Source organism: Arthrobacter sp. NPDC080086, from assembly GCF_040702285.1.
This window is the reverse complement of the sequence record NZ_JBFBKP010000009.1, coordinates 45,711-62,893: the sequence shown is the minus strand read 5'-3', so window position 1 is coordinate 62,893 and position 17,183 is coordinate 45,711. Positions and strand designations below refer to the sequence as shown.

General features: G+C 69.4%; 15 protein-coding genes. 13 read left to right on the top strand and 2 right to left on the bottom strand.

Annotation, left to right across the window (positions count from 1 at the left end; genetic code table 11):
* Positions 1-70 precede the first annotated feature (70 nt).
* The 13 genes from AB0305_RS05685 to AB0305_RS05625 all read left to right on the top strand — a co-directional run bounded on the left by AB0305_RS05685 (position 71) and on the right by AB0305_RS05625 (position 15,018).
* Complete coding sequence (locus AB0305_RS05685) at positions 71-1,243, top strand: ABC transporter substrate-binding protein (RefSeq protein WP_364133600.1); 1,173 nt, start codon at positions 71-73, stop codon at positions 1,241-1,243.
* Between the two features lie 38 nt (positions 1,244-1,281).
* Positions 1,282-2,007, top strand: a complete 726-nt coding sequence (locus AB0305_RS05680; protein WP_364133597.1) for an ABC transporter ATP-binding protein — start codon at positions 1,282-1,284, stop codon at positions 2,005-2,007.
* Positions 1,997-2,941, top strand: coding sequence for an ABC transporter permease (locus tag AB0305_RS05675; protein WP_364133594.1), 945 nt, complete (start codon positions 1,997-1,999; stop codon positions 2,939-2,941). Before AB0305_RS05680 ends, AB0305_RS05675 begins: the two co-directional genes overlap by 11 nt.
* Before the next feature lie 135 nt (positions 2,942-3,076).
* Positions 3,077-4,345 (top strand): uroporphyrinogen-III C-methyltransferase, encoded by a 1,269-nt coding sequence (gene cobA, locus AB0305_RS05670; RefSeq protein ID WP_364133592.1) that lies wholly within the window; start codon positions 3,077-3,079, stop codon positions 4,343-4,345.
* 44 nt (positions 4,346-4,389) lie between these two features.
* Entirely contained in the window at positions 4,390-5,832 is a 1,443-nt protein-coding gene (locus tag AB0305_RS05665; protein WP_366172003.1) for an FAD-dependent oxidoreductase, read from the top strand.
* Positions 5,833-6,023: 191 nt separating this feature from the next.
* Positions 6,024-7,436 (top strand): GAF domain-containing protein, encoded by a 1,413-nt coding sequence (locus AB0305_RS05660; RefSeq protein ID WP_364133563.1) that lies wholly within the window; start codon positions 6,024-6,026, stop codon positions 7,434-7,436.
* A 167-nt stretch (positions 7,437-7,603) separates the two neighbouring features.
* Positions 7,604-9,127, top strand: coding sequence for an aldehyde dehydrogenase family protein (locus AB0305_RS05655; RefSeq protein WP_290256025.1), 1,524 nt, complete (start codon positions 7,604-7,606; stop codon positions 9,125-9,127).
* Between the two features lie 90 nt (positions 9,128-9,217).
* Complete coding sequence (locus AB0305_RS05650) at positions 9,218-9,634, top strand: DUF779 domain-containing protein (protein ID WP_364133561.1); 417 nt, start codon at positions 9,218-9,220, stop codon at positions 9,632-9,634.
* 106 nt (positions 9,635-9,740) lie between these two features.
* Positions 9,741-11,315 (top strand): amino acid permease, encoded by a 1,575-nt coding sequence (locus tag AB0305_RS05645; RefSeq protein ID WP_364133558.1) that lies wholly within the window; start codon positions 9,741-9,743, stop codon positions 11,313-11,315.
* A 248-nt stretch (positions 11,316-11,563) separates the two neighbouring features.
* Positions 11,564-12,547: an ABC transporter substrate-binding protein gene (locus tag AB0305_RS05640; RefSeq protein WP_364133555.1), complete on the top strand. Its 984-nt coding sequence runs from the start codon at positions 11,564-11,566 to the stop codon at positions 12,545-12,547.
* On the top strand, positions 12,544-13,389 hold the full coding sequence (locus AB0305_RS05635; RefSeq protein ID WP_364133552.1) for an ABC transporter permease: 846 nt from the start codon (positions 12,544-12,546) through the stop codon (positions 13,387-13,389). The genes AB0305_RS05640 and AB0305_RS05635 overlap by 4 nt, the downstream gene beginning before the upstream one ends.
* Positions 13,386-14,159: an ABC transporter permease gene (locus AB0305_RS05630; RefSeq protein WP_364133549.1), complete on the top strand. Its 774-nt coding sequence runs from the start codon at positions 13,386-13,388 to the stop codon at positions 14,157-14,159. Before AB0305_RS05635 ends, AB0305_RS05630 begins: the two co-directional genes overlap by 4 nt.
* Positions 14,149-15,018, top strand: a complete 870-nt coding sequence (locus AB0305_RS05625; RefSeq protein WP_364133546.1) for an ABC transporter ATP-binding protein — start codon at positions 14,149-14,151, stop codon at positions 15,016-15,018. The genes AB0305_RS05630 and AB0305_RS05625 overlap by 11 nt, the downstream gene beginning before the upstream one ends.
* A gap of 122 nt (positions 15,019-15,140) precedes the next feature.
* Here AB0305_RS05625 and AB0305_RS05620 read toward each other — a convergent pair whose 3' ends face one another.
* Positions 15,141-16,637 carry a catalase gene (locus AB0305_RS05620; protein ID WP_364133543.1) on the bottom strand — a complete coding sequence of 499 codons (1,497 nt, stop codon included), beginning with the start codon at positions 16,635-16,637 and terminating at the stop codon, positions 15,141-15,143.
* A gap of 26 nt (positions 16,638-16,663) precedes the next feature.
* Positions 16,664-17,131 (bottom strand): Fur family transcriptional regulator, encoded by a 468-nt coding sequence (locus AB0305_RS05615; RefSeq protein WP_364133540.1) that lies wholly within the window; start codon positions 17,129-17,131, stop codon positions 16,664-16,666.
* Between the last annotated feature and the right edge of the window lie 52 nt (positions 17,132-17,183).

The following is a 17,183-nucleotide window of genomic DNA, read 5'->3' as shown; positions in this document are numbered from 1 at the left end:
GCGTGAACCCCCGTGACCCCCGGTTTCCGGACCATTGAACCCGGTTCGGACGGCTCCCTAGGGTGAAGCCATGACAAGCTCACAGCCCGGGACCACCCGAATCGTTGCCGGTGAACCGGGCCCCTCCCGGCACCACAAAACCCAGCGCCGCCGCGGCCTCGAGGTGGGCCTCGCCGTCGGGCTCGCGCTCCTGATCGGTGCCGGGGCCGCCGTCGCCTCCACCGTCAGCCGCGGGCGCGGCCCGGCCCCGGACGCCGGCACGGTCGGCGGCACCCCCGCGGCCGAACTCAAACTCGGCTACTTCGGCAACATCACCCACGGGGCCGCCCTGATCGGCGTCAGCAAGGGCTTCATCGCCGCAAGCCTCGGCCAGACCAGGCTCAGCACCCAGGTCTTCAACGCCGGCCCCGCCGCCATCGAGGCCCTCAACGCCGGCGCCATCGACGCCACCTACATTGGCCCCAGCCCGGCGATCAACTCCTTCGTCAAGAGCAAGGGCGAATCCATCAGCGTCGTCGCCGGTGCCGCCTCCGGGGGCGCCCAGCTGGTGGTACGTCCGGAGATCAGCGCCCCGGACCAGCTGCGCGGAAAGACGCTCGCCACCCCGCAGCTGGGCGGCACCCAGGACGTGGCGCTCCGGGCCTGGCTCGGCAAACAAGGCTTCCACGTCAGCCCCGACGGCGGCGGCGACGTCACCATCAACCCCACCGAGAACGCCCAGACCCTGAAACTGTTCCAGGCCGGAAAGCTCGACGGCGCCTGGCTGCCCGAACCCTGGGCGTCCCGGCTGGTGCTGCAGGCCGGCGCCAAGGTCCTGGTGGACGAGAAGGATCTGTGGGACGGCTCGCTGTCCGGCGCCCCGGGACAGTTCCCCACCACCGTGCTGATCGTCAACAGGGCCTACGCCGCGGCCCACCCGGACACGGTCAAGGCCCTGCTCAAGGGCCACGTCCAGGCCGTGGACTGGCTGCAGCACGCCCCCGCCGAGGAGAAGGCCGGTGCCCTGAACGCCGCGCTCAAGGACGCCGGCGGTGCCGAGCTGCCCGCCGACGTCGTGGACCGCTCCCTGCAGAACATCGTCTTCACTGTCGACCCACTCGCCGGCACCTACCCGAAGCTGCTCCAGGACGGGGCGGACGCGGGCATCACCAAACCCGCGGACATCACCGGCATCTTCGACCTGACGGCGCTCAACGCCGTCTCCGCCACCCACGTGTCCGCCCGGGGCCTGGGCAAGGACTGACCGCCCCGGCCCCCACCGCAACCAAGGGAGACCTCCTCATGCCGGTACTGCTGGAAAACCTCGGAAAGACTTTCGACGACGGCGCGCCCGTCCTGGAAGGCGTGAACGCCAGCATCGGCGCCGGTGAGTTCGTGGCGCTGCTGGGAGCCTCGGGCTGCGGAAAATCCACCCTGCTGAACATCATCGCCGGGCTGGAAGCTCCCACCACCGGCGCCCTCGAGGTGCCCAGCGACGGGGCGGCGTTCATGTTCCAGGACGCGGCCCTGTTTCCCTGGCTCACCGCCCGGGAAAACGTCGAACTGGCCCTCACGCTCCGCGGCGTGGGGAAAGCGGAACGCCGCCGGACGGCCGGGGAACTGCTGGACCTGGTGCACCTCTCCGGCGCGGGCGGCAAACGCCCGCACGAGCTCTCCGGCGGCATGCGCCAACGCGTGGCCCTGGCCCGGGCACTGGCCCAGGACCGGCCGTTGCTGCTGATGGACGAACCCTTCGCCGCACTCGACGCCATCACCCGGGACCTGCTGCACGACGAACTGGAACGCGTCTGGCACGAAACCGGCCGGACCATCATCTTCGTCACCCACAACGTCGGCGAGGCGGTGCGGCTGGGCCAGCGGGTCCTGCTGCTCTCCTCCCGCCCGGGCCGGGTGGTCCAGGAGTGGCAGGTCACCGCGGAACACCGCACCAACCCCGGACTGGCCGGACAGCTCACCAGCGCCATCACCGCCCGGCTACGCGAGGAGATCCGCCGCCATGCCCACTAGCCACACCGCCGCCCCGGCCGCCGCCCCCGAAGCCGCCACCCTCCCTTCCGCCGCCCGGGAGAAGTCTCTCCGTCCCGGCGTCGAGGACCTCCGACAGTTGGAGGCCGGCCTGGACTCACTGCAGTCCGCCGCCGCCCGGACCGCCCGCATCGACTGGTCACGGGTGCTGCTGCCGGTGGCCGCGCTCGCCGTGCTCCTCCTGGCCTGGCAGGCGTACGTCTGGCTCGGCATCAAACGCCGCGACCTGGTCCCCGGTCCGCTCGACGTCGCCGGGCAGCTCGGTGCCCTCTGGGGCGAGGCCACCCTGCAACAGGCCGTGGCCACCTCACTGCAGCGCGGCGCCGCAGGGTTCGTCATCAGCGTGCTCATCGCGACGCCGCTGGGCCTGCTGCTCGCCCAGGTGGCCCCGCTCCGGCGCGCCTTCGGGCCGCTGATCTCCGGACTGCAGGTGCTGCCCTCGGTGGCATGGGTGCCGGCGGCCATCATCTGGTTCGGCCTCAGCGACGCCACCGTCTACTTCGTGGTCCTGATGGGCGCCATCCCGTCGATCATCAACGGCCTGATTTCCGGCGTCGACCAGATCCCGCCGCAGTACCGCCGCGTCGGCTCCGTCCTTGGCGCCTCCCGGCTGGACCTGACCCTCCGGATCATCCTGCCCGCCGCCCTCCCCGGCTATCTGGGCGGGCTCAAGCAGGGCTGGGCCTTCTCCTGGCGCTCGCTGATGGCCGCCGAAATCATCACCGTGGGCGGCAGCATGGGCTTCGGCCTGGGCTCCCTGCTCAACCAGGGCCGCGATCTCGCGGACATGACGGTGGTCCTCGCCGCGATCCTGCTCATCCTCGCCATCGGCATCCTGGTGGAACTGCTGGTCTTCGCCCCCGTGGAGAAGCACCTGCTCCGCCGCCGGGGGCTCCTGGCCGGCAGTACCCGCTGACTCCGCCAGACCAGGGATGACGGACCAGAGATGACGGACCACAGATGACAGCACAGATGACGCCCCGTGACCTCGCGTGAACCGGTGTTTCCCGGCCGCTGGTCGGCCCGCCCGGACCCGCCCTACCCTCGACGCATGACCATCCAGGACATCTATCCCGCGGCACTGCGCCTGCTCGGCCGCCCCGTACTCGTGGTCGGCGGAGGCCCAGTCGCCGCCCGCCGCGCCAAGGGCCTGCTGGACGCCGGCGCCCGGGTCACGATCGTCGCCCCCCAGGCCGGGGCCGGGGTGCGGGAGCTGGCCGACGCCGGGCTCCTGGCCTGGAAGGCCCGGCCCTACCGCTCCGGCGATGCCGACGGCGCGTGGTTCATCCAGACCGCCACCGGCGATCCGGCCGTTGACGCACAGGTCGCCGCCGACGCCGAGGCGCAGCGGACCTGGTGCGTCAACGCCTCCGACCACGAGGCGTCCGCCGCCTGGACCCCCGCCGTCGCCGTCGTGGACGACGTCAAGATCGCCATCAACGCCGGGGGAGACCCGCGCCGGGCCATGGCGCTGCGCGACGCCGTCGCCACCGCCCTGGACACCGGCGACCTGCCGCTGCGCCGCCACCGCGTTCAGACGGACGCAGCCACCGGCTCCGTCGCCCTGGTGGGCGGCGGCCCCGGCGACCCCGGCCTGATCACCGTCCGCGGCCGGCGCCTCCTGGGACAGGCCGACGTCGTCGTCACCGACCGGCTGGGGCCCCGGCAACTGCTGGACGAACTCGCCCCCGACGTCCGCGTGGTGGAGGTCGGCAAGACCCCCGGCCACCACCCCGTCCCGCAGGCCGAGATCAACCGGATCCTCGTGTCCGAGGCACTGGCCGGCCACCGCGTGGTCCGGCTCAAGGGCGGCGACCCGTACGTCCTGGGCCGGGGCGGCGAGGAAGCCGAATACTGCCGGCAGCACGGCGTGGACGTCGAACTGGTCCCCGGGGTGACGTCAGCGGTGTCCGTCCCCGCCGCCGCCGGCATCCCGGTCACCCACCGCGGCCTGGCCAGGGGCTTCAGCGTGGTCACCGGCCACGAGGAACTCGCCGAGGTGCCGGCCCGGGCCGACCACACCGTCGTCCTGCTCATGGGTGTCGGGCGGCTGCGCGACTCCGCGGCCACCCTTGCGGCGGCGGGTTTGCCCGCAGCAACGCCGGTTGGCATCGTGGAGAACGGCTACCTGCCGAACCAGCGGGTCACGATCGGGACGCTCGGGACCATCGCGGACCAGGCGGAGGCCGCCGGGGTGGCGAACCCCGCCGTCGTGGTCATCGGCGACGTCGTCCGGGTCAGCCCCTACGCCCCGCCCCACTTCAAGACCGCGGACTACAGCACCACCTCCCCGAACACCCCGCGCGTCCCCGCCCCCTAGGCACGCCCGGCACCAGCCACCGCCCGAACCAAAGGAACACAGCCGTGTCAGCAACCCTCCCCGCAGGAACCCCCGCCCGTCCGCTCCGCGTCGCCGTGATCGGCGCCGGTCCGGCCGGCGTCTACGCCGCGGACATCCTGACCAAGAGCGAGGCCGTCACCAGCGGCGCGCTCACCGTCAGCATCGACCTCTTCGACCGGTACCCGGCGCCCTACGGACTGATCCGCTACGGCGTGGCCCCGGACCATCCCCGGATCAAGGGCATCGTCAACGCCCTGCACAAGGTTCTGGACCGGGGCGACATCCGCTTCTTCGGCAACGTCGACTTCGGTACGGACCTCACCCTCGCGGACCTGCGCACGCACTACGACGCGGTCATCTTCGCCACCGGCGCGATTAAGGACGCGGACCTGAACATTCCGGGCATCGACCTGGAGGGTTCCTTCGGCGGCGCCGACTTCGTCTCCTGGTACGACGGGCACCCGGACGTGCCCCGGGAATGGCCGCTGGAGGCCAAGGAAATCGCGGTGATCGGCAACGGCAACGTGGCCCTGGACGTGGCCCGGATCCTCTCCAAGCACGCCGACGACCTCCTGGTCACCGAGATCCCGGACAACGTCTACGCCGGGCTCAAGGCCTCCCCGGTCACCGACGTGCACGTGTTCGGGCGGCGCGGCCCGGCCCAGGTGAAGTTCACCCCGCTTGAGCTGCGCGAGCTCTCGCACTCCAAGGACGTGGACATCGTCCTGTACGCGGAGGACTTCGAGTTCGACGAGGCCTCCGACGAAGCAATCCAGTCCAACAACCAGATCAAGACCATGGTCGGCACGCTGACGAACTGGATCGCCGAGCAGCCCGAGGACCTCTCCGAACTCACGGCGTCCCGCCGGCTGCACCTGCACTTCCTGCACAGCCCGGTCGAGATCCACGACGACCCCGCCCACCCCGGCAAGGTCACCGGCATGACCTTCGAGCGCATGCAGCTCGACGGCACCGGCAACGCCAAGGGCACCGGCGAGTTCGTCGACTACCCGGTCCAGGCCGTCTACCGCGCCATCGGCTACCACGGCTCGCCCCTGGCCGAACTGGAGTACGACGCCCGCCGCGGCGTCATCCCCAACGAGGGCGGCCGCGTGCTCGACACCGCCGGCAGCCCGGTCCCCGGGATCTACGCCACCGGCTGGATCAAGCGTGGCCCGGTCGGCCTGATCGGCCACACCAAGGGCGACGCCCTGGAGACCATCGGATTCCTGCTGGAGGACCGGCTCACGCTGCCCCCGGCGCAGAACCCGGACCCGCAGGCCATCATCGACCTCCTCGAGGAACGCGGCGTCGAATACACCACCTGGGAAGGCTGGAACAAGCTCGACGCCCACGAGAAGGAACTCGGCGCCGCCTGGACCGCCGCCCACCCGGCCGACGGAATCGAACGCGAACGCGTCAAGGTGGTCCCGCGCGAGGACATGATCCGGATCTCCCGCGACTGACGCCGCGGCAGTCCTGCACTGTCGACGCGCACAATGCCCGCCGCCCCCGGAATAACCGGGGCGGCGGGCATTTTCCGTATCGCAGGCCACGAACGACGTCGGTCCATCCTCTGGCGGGCGGCGTGCCGCGACCGTAGACTCGACGGGACGAGTTGCAGTGCATCGACGCCGATGCCGGCCAGGGGAGTTCAATGAGGAATCCGCTCCAGCAGCCAGCCCCGCACGGATCCTACGCCGGACCCGACCCGGAGCTGCGGCAGCGGTATGCCCGCGCCGGGCACGAACTCCTCGGCGCCGCGGGTGACACCGCCGGCCTCCCCTACGGCCCGGTCCCCGGCCTGCGGAGCCTGGTTCAGGAATCGTGGCAGCGCTCCGCCCGATCACACGCCAACCCGGACAACCCCGAGGCCCCGCTGGCCATGGACCGCGAGGAACTCGAAGAATACCGGCGGCAGCACCCCTTGGCCGCCATCATGCCCGTCATCCACAAGCTCCTCATCCTGCCCAGTCACGACAGCGGCATGCTTGTGGCCGTGGGTGACGAGGTGGGCCGGCTGCTGTGGGTGGAGGGCAACCCGGTCCTGCAGCGCCGGGCCGAATCCATGATGTTTGTCCCCGGGGCGGACTGGTCCGAGGCCACTGTGGGCACCAGCGCGCCGGGGACCGCCCTGGCCCTGGGCCGCGGCATCCAGATCGCCGGCGCCGAACACTACAAGCGCTCCGTCCACCCGTGGAGCTGCACGGCCGTGCCGTTCCACGATCCGGACTCCGGCGCCCTGCTCGGCGTCGTCGACATCACCGGCACGGAGAACGCCGTCGCCCCGCACACCCTGTCCCTCGTCGAGGCGACCGTCGCCGCCGCCCAGGCGCACCTGCGGGTGGAACGCCTGCAGCGGGAGGCGGCCCGGCTCACCACCCCCGCAGGCCGCCGCCGGACCAGCCCGGCGGCCGGCGGATCCGCCGCGACCGCCGCCGGGCGGGGCACAGGAAACGCCGGCGGCACTCTGTACCGCAACGGGCTGCAGCTGCTGGGCCGGGACCAGGCGGTGCTCACCCTCAATGGACGGACCGTCACCCTCTCGGCGCGGCACAGCGAGATCCTGGCCCTGCTCAGCTCCCACCCGGAGGGCCTCACTGCGGAGCGGCTCAGTGCCCTGCTCTATCCGGGCAGCGGCTCGCCCACCACGCTCCGGGCCGAGATGGTGCGGCTGCGGAAGGTCTTCCAGCAACTGGACCCCGCCGCCGTGCCCGAATCCCGGCCCTACCGCGTGCCGGTGGACCTGGTCCCGGACACGGGGCAGGTGCTGAGTTGCCTGCGGCGCGGAGCGCACCGGATCGCGCTGGAACTCTACCGCGGCGCCGTCCTGCCCGGCTCTGAAGCGCCCGGCGTCGTCGAACTCCGCGGCCGGGTCGCGACGCTGCTGCGCGAGGCCGTGCTCACCGACGGCAGCGCCGACGCCCTGCTGAAGTACGCCGCCCTGCCCGAGGCCCGGGACGACGTCGAGGTCCGCGCCGCGGCCCTCCGCCTGCTCCCGGCCCGCTCGCCGCGCCGGGCCGCCGTCGTCACCGAACTCGAGCGGCTCGAAGCCGAACTCAGCACCTGACCGCCCCGCACCCCCGCAGCCGCCACCGGGGCCGCAGCTCGCAACGTGACCCGGATCACCCCGATGCAACCTGGCTGCAACCTTCCCGCTCCTACGCTGGGGGCAGCGGCGGCCCGTGATGTCCCGGCCGCGTCCGCCACCGACCTTGCACAGCAAAGGAGCTAGCAATGACTGTTTACGCACAACCCGGTACCGACGGTTCGAAGGTCCAGTTCAAGGACCGCTACGAGAACTGGATCGGCGGGGAGTGGGTGGCCCCGGTGAAGGGCCAGTACTTCGAGAACATCACCCCGGTGACCGGCAAGGCCTTCTGCGAGGTGGCCCGCGGCACCGCCGAAGACATCGAGCTTGCCCTGGACGCCGCGCACAAGGCGGCACCCTCCTGGGGCAAGACCTCCGTCGCCGAACGCGCCGCGATCCTGAACAAGATCGCGGACCGGATCGATGAGAACACCGAGCTGCTGGCCGTCGCCGAAACCTGGGACAACGGCAAACCGATCCGGGAAACCCTCAACGCCGACATCCCGCTCGCGGCCGACCACTTCCGCTACTTCGCCTCCGCCGTCCGCGCCCAGGAGGGCCGGCTCTCCCAGCTCGACGACGACACCACCGCCTACCACTTCCACGAGCCGCTCGGCGTCGTCGGCCAGATCATCCCCTGGAACTTCCCGATCCTGATGGCCGTCTGGAAGCTGGCCCCCGCCCTCGCCGCCGGCAACGCCGTCGTCCTCAAGCCCGCCGAGCAGACCCCCTCCTCGATCCTGGTCCTGATGGAACTGATCAGCGACCTGCTCCCGGCCGGCGTGGTCAACGTGGTCAACGGCTTCGGCGTCGAGGCCGGCAAGCCGCTCGCCTCCAGCCCGCGGATCCGCAAGATCGCCTTCACCGGCGAGACCACCACGGGCCGCCTGATCAGCCAGTACGCCTCCGCGAACCTCATCCCGGTCACCCTGGAGCTCGGCGGCAAGAGCCCGAACATCTTCTTCAACGACGTCGCCGACAGCAACGACGCGTTCTACGATAAGGCCCTGGAGGGCTTCACGCTCTTCGCGTTCAACCAGGGCGAGGTCTGCACCTGCCCCTCCCGCGCCCTGGTGCAGGAAGGCATCTACGACTCGTTCATGGCCGACGCCCTGGCCCGGACCCAGAAGATCATCCAGGGCAACCCGCTGGACACCGACACCCAGCTGGGCGCCCAGGCCTCCAACGACCAGCTGGAGAAGATCCTCTCCTACATCGACATCGGAAAGCAGGAGGGCGCCAAGGCCCTCACCGGCGGCGCCCGCGCGGAGCTCGACGGCGACCTGGCCGGCGGCTACTACGTCCAGCCCACCATCTTCGAGGGCCACAACAAGATGCGCATCTTCCAGGAGGAGATCTTCGGCCCGGTGGTCTCGGTGACCCGGTTCAGCGACTACAACGACGCCATGGGGATCGCCAACGACACCCTCTACGGCCTCGGCGCCGGCGTCTGGTCCCGCAACGGCAACGTCGCCTACCGTGCCGGCCGCGAGATCCAGGCCGGCCGCGTCTGGGTGAACAACTACCACGCCTACCCGGCAGGGGCGGCGTTCGGCGGCTACAAGTCCTCCGGCATCGGCCGCGAGAACCACGCCATGATGCTCGACCACTACCAGCAGACCAAGAACCTGCTGGTCAGCTACAACGAGAACAAGCTCGGCTTCTTCTAAGCCGCGGCAGCGGCGGGCCGGCCCCACCCGGGACCGGCCCCCGCACCCCCCCATTCGCCCCCCAGCCCTTCCCGCCTCCAGGAGTTCGCCATGACCCAGCCCGTGCTCGACGCGGCGTCCACCCTCCCCGGCGAGGACTTCTCCAGGGTGGCCCTCACCCCCGAAGCCGTGGAGCTGCTGCGCAAGCTGTGGGACCAGCACGGGCCGCTGATGTTCCATCAGTCCGGGGGCTGCTGCGACGGTTCCTCGCCCATGTGCTACCCGGCGGGGGAGTTCATCACCGGTGGGTCCGACGTACTGCTGGGACGCTTCGACATCGCCGCGGACACCGGCCCGGGAGCAGCCCAGCCGGTTGAGTTCTGGATGTCCCGCGAGCAGTTCAACTACTGGAGCCACACGCACCTGACGGTGGACGTCGTCCACGGCCGGGGGAGCGGCTTCTCGGTCGAGGCACCCGAGGGGAAGCGCTTCCTGATCCGCTCCACGCTGATGGACTGGCCGGTTTAAGGCACCCTCACCGTCTCACCATGTGGGATTAAAGCGGCCGTCCAGTGGATGGACACTACTATTAATAGGTCCGTTTTCCCCAGCTATAGAGACCGTGGACCTTCCTATGAACCTTTTCCGGACCAAGTCCGTCGAGCAGTCGATGGCCGACGCCGATGAGCCGGGCCGCAAGCTCAAGCGCTCGCTCAGCACCTGGGACCTGATGATCATGGGCGTCGCCGTCGCCGTCGGCGCCGGGATCTTCTCGGTCGGCGCCAAGGCCGCCGCCAACTTCGCCGGCCCTGCCGTCACCATCTCCTTCGCCATCGCGGCCGTCACCTGCGCCCTCGCCATCATGTGCTACGCCGAGTTCGCCACCGCCATCCCCGTGGCCGGCTCCGCCTACGTCTTCACCTACGCCACCATGGGCGAGGTGCTGGCCTGGATCATCGGCTGGAACCTGATCCTGGAACTGTTCACCGCCGGCGCCGTGATCGCCAAGTACTGGGGCATCTACCTCAGCAAGGTCTTCGCGCTGATGGGGCTCGACGTCCCGCCGTCCATCTCCCTCGGCGGGATCGACCTCTACTGGGGCGCCTTCCTGATCGTGGCCATCTTCACCGTGCTGCTGGTGCTGGGGACAAAGCTGTCCGCCCGCGTCGGCAACGTCTTCACCCTGATCAAGATCGCCGTCGTCCTCTTCGTCATCGTCGTCGGCTTCACCTACGTGAAGTTTGAAAACTACAGCCCGTTTGTCCCGGCCTCCCAGCCCACCGGGGGCACCGGCACTACCGACGTGCTCAAGCAGTCCTTCTTCGGCTTCCTCACCGGCGCGGCCCCCGCGCAGTACGGCACCCTCGGCATCTTCGCCGGCGCCGCGCTGGTCTTCTTCGCCTTCATCGGCTTCGACGTCGTCGCCACCTCCGCCGAGGAAGTCAAGAACCCGCAGAAGACCCTGCCGCGCGGCATCTTCGGCGGCCTCGCGATCGTCACCGTGCTCTACATCCTGGTCTCGCTCGCGCTCACCGGCATGGTCCCCTACAGCAAGCTCGCGGAGGCGGAGAGCCCCACGCTCACCACCGCCTTCGAGGCCGTGGGCAACAACGACGCCGCCAAGGTGATCGCCTTCGGCTCGCTGGTGGGCCTGACCACGGTGATCATGGTGCTGCTGATGGGCCTCTCCCGCGTGGTCCTCGCGATGAGCCGCGACGGCCTGCTGCCGCGCTCCCTGTCCAAGACCAGCACCATCCGCGCCACCCCGGCCCGGCTGCAGATCATCTGCGGTGCCGCCGTGGCCCTGGTGGCCGGCCTGACCAAGGTGGACCTGCTGGAGGAAATGATCAACATCGGCACGCTGTCCGCCTTCGTGATGGTCAGCCTGGGCATCCTGGTCCTGCGCAGGAAGCGGCCGGACCTCAAGCCGTCCTTCCGCGTGCCGTTCGGCAAGGTGGTTCCGGTGGTCTCCGCCGTGCTCTGCCTCTACCTGATGACCAACCTCGCCGTGGAGACCTGGATCTTCTTCGCCCTCTGGCTCGTGGTGGGCATCATCATCTACTTCTCCTACGGCCGCCGGCACTCCCGGCTGAACGAGAAGTTCGCCGAGGCGCGGGCGTCCGTCAGCGGCCCGGCCGCCGCGGGCACCGGCGAACCCGGCACCGACGAACCCAGCAACGTGGCCTCCGAGGAAGTCTCCCGCCACTAGCGGGCCACCTCCCGCAGCACCGCAGAGCGGGGTCACTCCGTCCCGTCCGGCACCGCCCGGACCGGCCCGGAGTGGCCCCGCTTTGCTGTGCCCGGCGACCTGTCTCAGAGCCGTAACAATGCCCCGGATGTGGTTGACCTCACAGTAGCCTTAGACCAGACTTGATATTTGAACGTTTGTTCGAAAAGCGAACATTGGCGGTGGTGGGGGCGAGTCACTCCCGGGCCGCAGTGCACAAAGGAGTGAACATGTTACGTCGTACCTTCTCCCTGCTGGCGGCCGCGTCCGTCCTGGCCCTCACGGCCTGCGGCAGCGGATCACCCAGCTCGACGGGCGGCACCGTCCAGGGCGGGGCCGCCGGCGGGGGAGACCTGACCAAGGTCAGCGTCGGCGTTATTCCGATCGTCGACTGCGCGCCGGTCTATCTGGGCAACAAGATGGGCTTCTTCAAGGACGAGGGACTCCAGCTGGACATCCAGACCGCCACCGGCGGCGCCGCGATCGTTCCCGGCGTCGTCAGCGGCAGCTTCGACTTCGCCTTCTCCAACCTGATCTCCGTGATGGTCGCCAGGGACAAGGGCCTCGACCTGAAGTTCGTCGCCAACGGCGCGTCCACCACCGGTGAGAAGGGCAAGGACGTCGGCGGCGTCGTCGTCCCGGCCGGCTCCCCGATCAAGTCCGCCAAGGACCTGGCCGGCAAGACCGTCTCCGTGAACAACCTCTCCAACATCGGCGACACCAGCATCAAGTCCGCGATCGAGAAGGACGGCGGCGATCCCTCCTCCGTGAAGTTCGTCGAGGTGGCCTTCCCGGACGCGCCGGCGGCCATCGCCAACAAGCAGGTGGACGCGGCCTGGATCCTCGAACCCTTCATGTCCAAGGCCCTGGCCGACGGTGGCTCCGTGGTTTCGTGGAACTTCGTGGACGTCAGCCCCAAGCTGGACATCGCCGGGTACTTCACCAAGGCCGACACCATCAAGAACAAGCCGGAGCTGACCCAGAAGTTCACCCGGGCCATGAACAAGTCCCTCGAGTACGCCCAGGCCCACCCGCAGGAAGTCCGGGACATCGTGGGCACCTACACCAAGATCGACGAGGCCGCCCGCTCCAAGATGACCCTCACGCACTGGACGGTCAACTTCGACAAGGACGCCTTCAAGACCCTGGGCGACGCGGCCGCCAAGTACGGCACCCTTTCCAAGGCCCCGAACGCGGGCGACCTGCTGCCGTGAGTGCCGACGCCCTCGCCACCGGCGGCCGCGCGACCCGTGCGGGACGCGGCCGCCGTACGGGCAAACGCGCCTTCCCCGGCCAGCGGCTGCTGGGTCTGGCCGGGATCCTTGGCTTCCTGGCCACCTGGGAGCTGATCCCGCGGCTCGGCCTGGTCGATGCCAAATACTTGCCGCCGGCCAGTGAGGTGGTGATGGCACTGGTCCGCGACCTGGGCCTTACCGCGTTCTGGGTCTCGGTGGGGGAGACCATGAAGGCCTGGTTCCTGGGGCTGGTCCTCGCGATCATCCTCGCCGTCGTGCTGGGCTTCGTGATCGGGTCCAGCACCTTCCTCCGCCGGGCCACCAACTCCACGGTGGAGTTCCTGCGGCCCATCCCGTCGGTGGCGCTGATTCCGCTGGCCGTGCTGCTGTTCGGCGTGAAGCTGGAATCCTCGCTGATGCTGATCACCTACGCCGCCTTCTGGCAGGTCCTGATCCAGGTGCTCTACGGCGTGGCCGACGTCGACATGGTCGCCAACAACACGGCCAAGACCTACGGGCTCGGGCCGCTGGCCCGGATCCGCTACGTCGTCTTCCCGACGGCGCTGCCCTACCTGATGACCGGCGTGCGGCTGGCGGCCACGGTCGCGCTGGTCCTGGCCATCACGGCCGAGCTCGTGATCGGTTCCCCGGGCCTGGGCCGGGAAATCGCGCTGGCGCAGTCCGGCGGCGCCATTTCCGGGATGTACGCGCTGGTGCTGGCCACCGGCCTGATCGGCGTCGTGATCAACGCCCTGATGCGGCTGATCGAGAAGAAAACGCTGTCCTGGCACTCCTCCGTCCGCTCCGAGGTGATCGTATGAAAGCCCTGAAGACCCTGGGCTACGTGCTGGCGCTGCCGGTGCTCCTCGTCCTGCTCTGGTGGGCCTCCACCCTGGGCGCGGTGAACTTCTTCGTGCCGACGCCGGCGGCGCTGGTGCAGAAGTTCGCCCAGACCTGGTTCGGCCCGCGGTTCTTCTCCGACGTGCTGCCGAGCATCGGCAGGCTCCTGGTGGGCGTCGTCGCGGCGATCGTGATCGGCGTCGTTGGCGGCGTGGTGATCGGCTCCGTCCGGTGGCTCCGCACCCTGCTGGGACCCACCCTGGAGTTCTTCCGGGCCATCCCGCCGCCGGTGCTGGTCCCGGTGCTGATGCTGCTGATGGGCATCACCGACTCCATGAAAATCGCGGTGATCATCTCCGGCTGCGTCTGGCCGGTGCTGCTGAACACCATCGAGGGTGTCCGCGCCGTCGACGGTGTCCTCTCCGACTCGGCCCACACCTACGGAATCTCCGGCTGGGCCCGGGTCCGGTACCTGGTGCTGCCCTCGGCCAGCCCGCAGATCCTGGCGGGTGTCCGCCAGTCCCTCTCGCTCGGGCTGATCCTGATGGTCATCTCCGAAATGTTCGCCTCGTCCTCCGGGCTTGGCTTCACCATCGTGCAGTTCCAGCGTTCCTTCGCCATCCCGGAAATGTGGTCCGGCATCGTGGTGCTGGGGCTGCTGGGCGTGACGATGTCGTTCATCTTCCAGTGGGCCGAGCGGAACATCCTGCGCTGGTACCACGGCCAGAAAGAGGTAGAAAATGCAGCCTGACACCACCCCCGAGGTCGGGACCATCCGGCCGGAGGCCATGCTCTCGGTCCGCGGACTGAAGAAGGTCTACCAGACCGACGGCGGCGACATCGAGGCCGTCCGCAACCTCACCTTCGACCTGCGCGCCGGGGAACTGGCCTGCCTGGTGGGTCCTTCGGGCTCGGGCAAGACTACCCTGCTCAAGTGCATCTCGGGCCTGATGGCGCCCACCGAGGGCGAGGTCCTGCTCGACGGCAAGCGGGTCTCCGGGCCGCCGAAGAAGATGGCGGTGGTCTTCCAGGAGTACGGCCGCTCCCTCTTCCCCTGGATGCGGGTCCGGGACAACGTGGCGCTGCCGCTGAAAAACCAGGGCGTGCCGAAGGCCGAACGTGACCGGCTGGTGGACGAGGCGCTGGAGGCCGTGGGCCTGTCCCACGTGCCGCGGTCCTACCCCTGGCAGCTCTCCGGCGGCATGCAGCAGCGCGTGGCGATCGCCCGCGCCATCGCCTACCAGCCCGAGGTGCTGCTGATGGATGAGCCGTTCGCCGCGGTGGACGCCCAGACCCGCGCCGACCTGGAAGACCTGATCCGGACGATCTGGAAGAAGTTCGGCGTTACCGTCCTCTTCGTCACCCACGACATCGATGAGTCGGTCTACCTGGGCGAACGGGTCATCATCCTCTCCAGCTCGCCCACGGTGGTCCAGGAGGACATCCGGATCGACCTGCCGGTGGAGCGGGACCAGCTGGAGACCCGGTCCCTGCCCCGGTTCACCGAGCTCCGGCACCACGTGTATGAGCAGATCCAGCTGGCCAAGAAGGGCCACCGCCCGGCCGCGGCGGAGCCCGCCCAGGCCGGCAGTGCGGCCAAACCCGCCTGACCCTTGCCCGCCTAAGCCTGCCCCGCCTGACACGTCCGGCACCCCCGACAAACGACAGCGCCCCGCCGCGGAAGATCCGCGGCGGGGCGCTGTCGTGTAGTGCTGTGTGTCCGTACGGACGTTTAGGCCATCTTGTTGGCGGCCTCGGCGTCGGACGGGTTGGCGGCACCGAGGTTGGAGCGCAGCTTGGCGCCGAGCTCGGCGTCGACGTTGGTCCAGTACTGGATGGCGCGTTCCTTGATGTCGGCGTTCTTCACACCGCCCACGGCGGTGGTGATGGTCTCCAGGAACCGGGCTTTGGCGCCGTCGTCGTAGACCTCGCGGTACATCGTGCCGGCCTGGCCGAAGTCGTCATCCTCGGCGTGCAGGGAGTGCGCGGAGAGGGTGAGTGCGCCGTCGTTCTCCCAGCCGCCGGCCGGGTTCTGCGACTCGACGGCGGCGGGGCCGCCCAGGGAGTTCGGTGCGTAGACCGGAACGGTGGGCGCGTTGAAGTGGTAGCGGGCCGCGCCGTCCTGGCTGTAGTTGTGCACCTCGTTCTTCGGGGCGTTGACCGGCAGCTGGGCGTGGTTGGTGCCCACGCGGTAGCGGTGCGCGTCCGCGTAGGAGAAGATGCGGGCCTGCAGCATCTTGTCCGGGGAGGCGGCGATGCCCGGCACGAAGTTCGACGGCGCGAAGGTGGCCTGCTCGATCTGCGCGAAGTAGTTCTCCGGGTTCTTCGTCAGCTCCATGGTGCCGACCTTGATCAGCGGGTAGTCGCCGTGCGGCCACACCTTGGTCAGGTCGAACGGGTTGAAGCGGTAGGTCTTCGCGTCCTCGTAGGGCATGACCTGGACGTGCAGGTCCCAGGCGGGGAAGTTCCCGGCGTCGATGTTTTCGCGCAGGTCGCGGATGTAGAAGTCCGCGTCGTTGCCGGCCAGTTCCGCCGCCTCGTCGTTGGTCAAGGACTTGACGCCCTGGTTGGACTTGAAGTGGTACTTGACCCAGAAGCGCTCGCCCTCGGCGTTGATCCACTGGTAGGTGTGCGAGCCGTAGCCCTGCATTTCGCGCCAGGTGGCGGGCAGGCCGCGGTCACCCATCAGCCAGGTGACCTGGTGGGCGGACTCGGGGGAGAGGGTCCAAAAGTCCCACTGCATGTCGGCGTCGCGCAGGTGCGAGCCCGGTAGGCGCTTCTGGGAGTGGATGAAGTCCGGGAACTTGATGCCGTCGCGGATGAAGAACACCGGGGTGTTGTTGCCCACGAGGTCGTAGTTGCCCTCGGAGGTGTAGAACTTGATCGCGAAGCCGCGCGGGTCGCGCAGGGTGTCGGCCGAGCCGGCCTCGCCCGCGACGGAGGAGAAGCGGATCAGCATGTCCGTCTCGGTGCCCGGCTGGAAGAGGGCTGCCTTGGTGTACTTCGAGACATCCTCGGTGGTCTTGAACGTACCGAAGGCACCGCCGCCCTTGGCGTGCACGACGCGCTCCGGAACCCGCTCGCGGTTGAACTGGGCGAGCTTTTCGATCAGGTAGTGATCGGTCAGGATGATGGCGCCGTCGGCACCGACGGACTGCGAGTGGGCGTCCGACGTGACCGGCGCGCCGGACTGGGTCGTGGACACGGGCGCAGAAATGTTCTGAGTCATCGTTCTCCTCAATTGTTGTTGTGAACCTAGTTGCTGTGGGCGGGCAGTTTTTGGGTGCGCTGGCACTCTTCGCAGATGCCCTGGTACAGGACGTCGGCGATCTGGATGGTCATCGGTGCGGTCCCGGAGCCCCAGTGCGGGGTCAGGCAGGGGGCGTGGCCGACGGCGCACTCCACGTCCTCCACGCGCCCGCACCCGATACAGACGGCGTGGTGGTGGTTGTCGCCCACCCGGGTCTCGTACAGGGCGGGGGAGTGCGGGGGTTCGAAGCGGCGCAGCATCTGCAGCTCGGTGAGGTCGCCAAGGACCACGTACACCGACTGCGCGGTGAGCTCCGGGAGTTCCTCCCGGGCGGCGGCCAGGACGCGCTCGGCCGGCGAGTGCGGGTGGCGTTCGACGGCGTCGAGCACGGCCAGCCGCTGCTTGGTCACCCGGCGGCCGTGGGCGCGCAGGGCGTCGGCCCATGCGTCGCTGCTGCCCGGGTTAGCGTTCATGGACCCATTCAAGCATCTATTTTGAGCAAGTCGCAATAAGGCTGGACTTAGT

Coding starts and splice junctions, on each gene's coding strand:
- AB0305_RS05685 (WP_364133600.1), top strand. CDS start 71: ATGACAAGCTCACAGCCCGGGACCACCCGAATCGTTGCCGGTGAACCG.
- AB0305_RS05680 (WP_364133597.1), top strand. CDS start 1,282: ATGCCGGTACTGCTGGAAAACCTCGGAAAGACTTTCGACGACGGCGCG.
- AB0305_RS05675 (WP_364133594.1), top strand. CDS start 1,997: ATGCCCACTAGCCACACCGCCGCCCCGGCCGCCGCCCCCGAAGCCGCC.
- cobA (WP_364133592.1), top strand. CDS start 3,077: ATGACCATCCAGGACATCTATCCCGCGGCACTGCGCCTGCTCGGCCGC.
- AB0305_RS05660 (WP_364133563.1), top strand. CDS start 6,024: ATGAGGAATCCGCTCCAGCAGCCAGCCCCGCACGGATCCTACGCCGGA.
- AB0305_RS05655 (WP_290256025.1), top strand. CDS start 7,604: ATGACTGTTTACGCACAACCCGGTACCGACGGTTCGAAGGTCCAGTTC.
- AB0305_RS05650 (WP_364133561.1), top strand. CDS start 9,218: ATGACCCAGCCCGTGCTCGACGCGGCGTCCACCCTCCCCGGCGAGGAC.
- AB0305_RS05645 (WP_364133558.1), top strand. CDS start 9,741: ATGAACCTTTTCCGGACCAAGTCCGTCGAGCAGTCGATGGCCGACGCC.
- AB0305_RS05640 (WP_364133555.1), top strand. CDS start 11,564: ATGTTACGTCGTACCTTCTCCCTGCTGGCGGCCGCGTCCGTCCTGGCC.
- AB0305_RS05630 (WP_364133549.1), top strand. CDS start 13,386: ATGAAAGCCCTGAAGACCCTGGGCTACGTGCTGGCGCTGCCGGTGCTC.
- AB0305_RS05625 (WP_364133546.1), top strand. CDS start 14,149: ATGCAGCCTGACACCACCCCCGAGGTCGGGACCATCCGGCCGGAGGCC.
- AB0305_RS05620 (WP_364133543.1), bottom strand. CDS start 16,637: ATGACTCAGAACATTTCTGCGCCCGTGTCCACGACCCAGTCCGGCGCG.
- AB0305_RS05615 (WP_364133540.1), bottom strand. CDS start 17,131: ATGAACGCTAACCCGGGCAGCAGCGACGCATGGGCCGACGCCCTGCGC.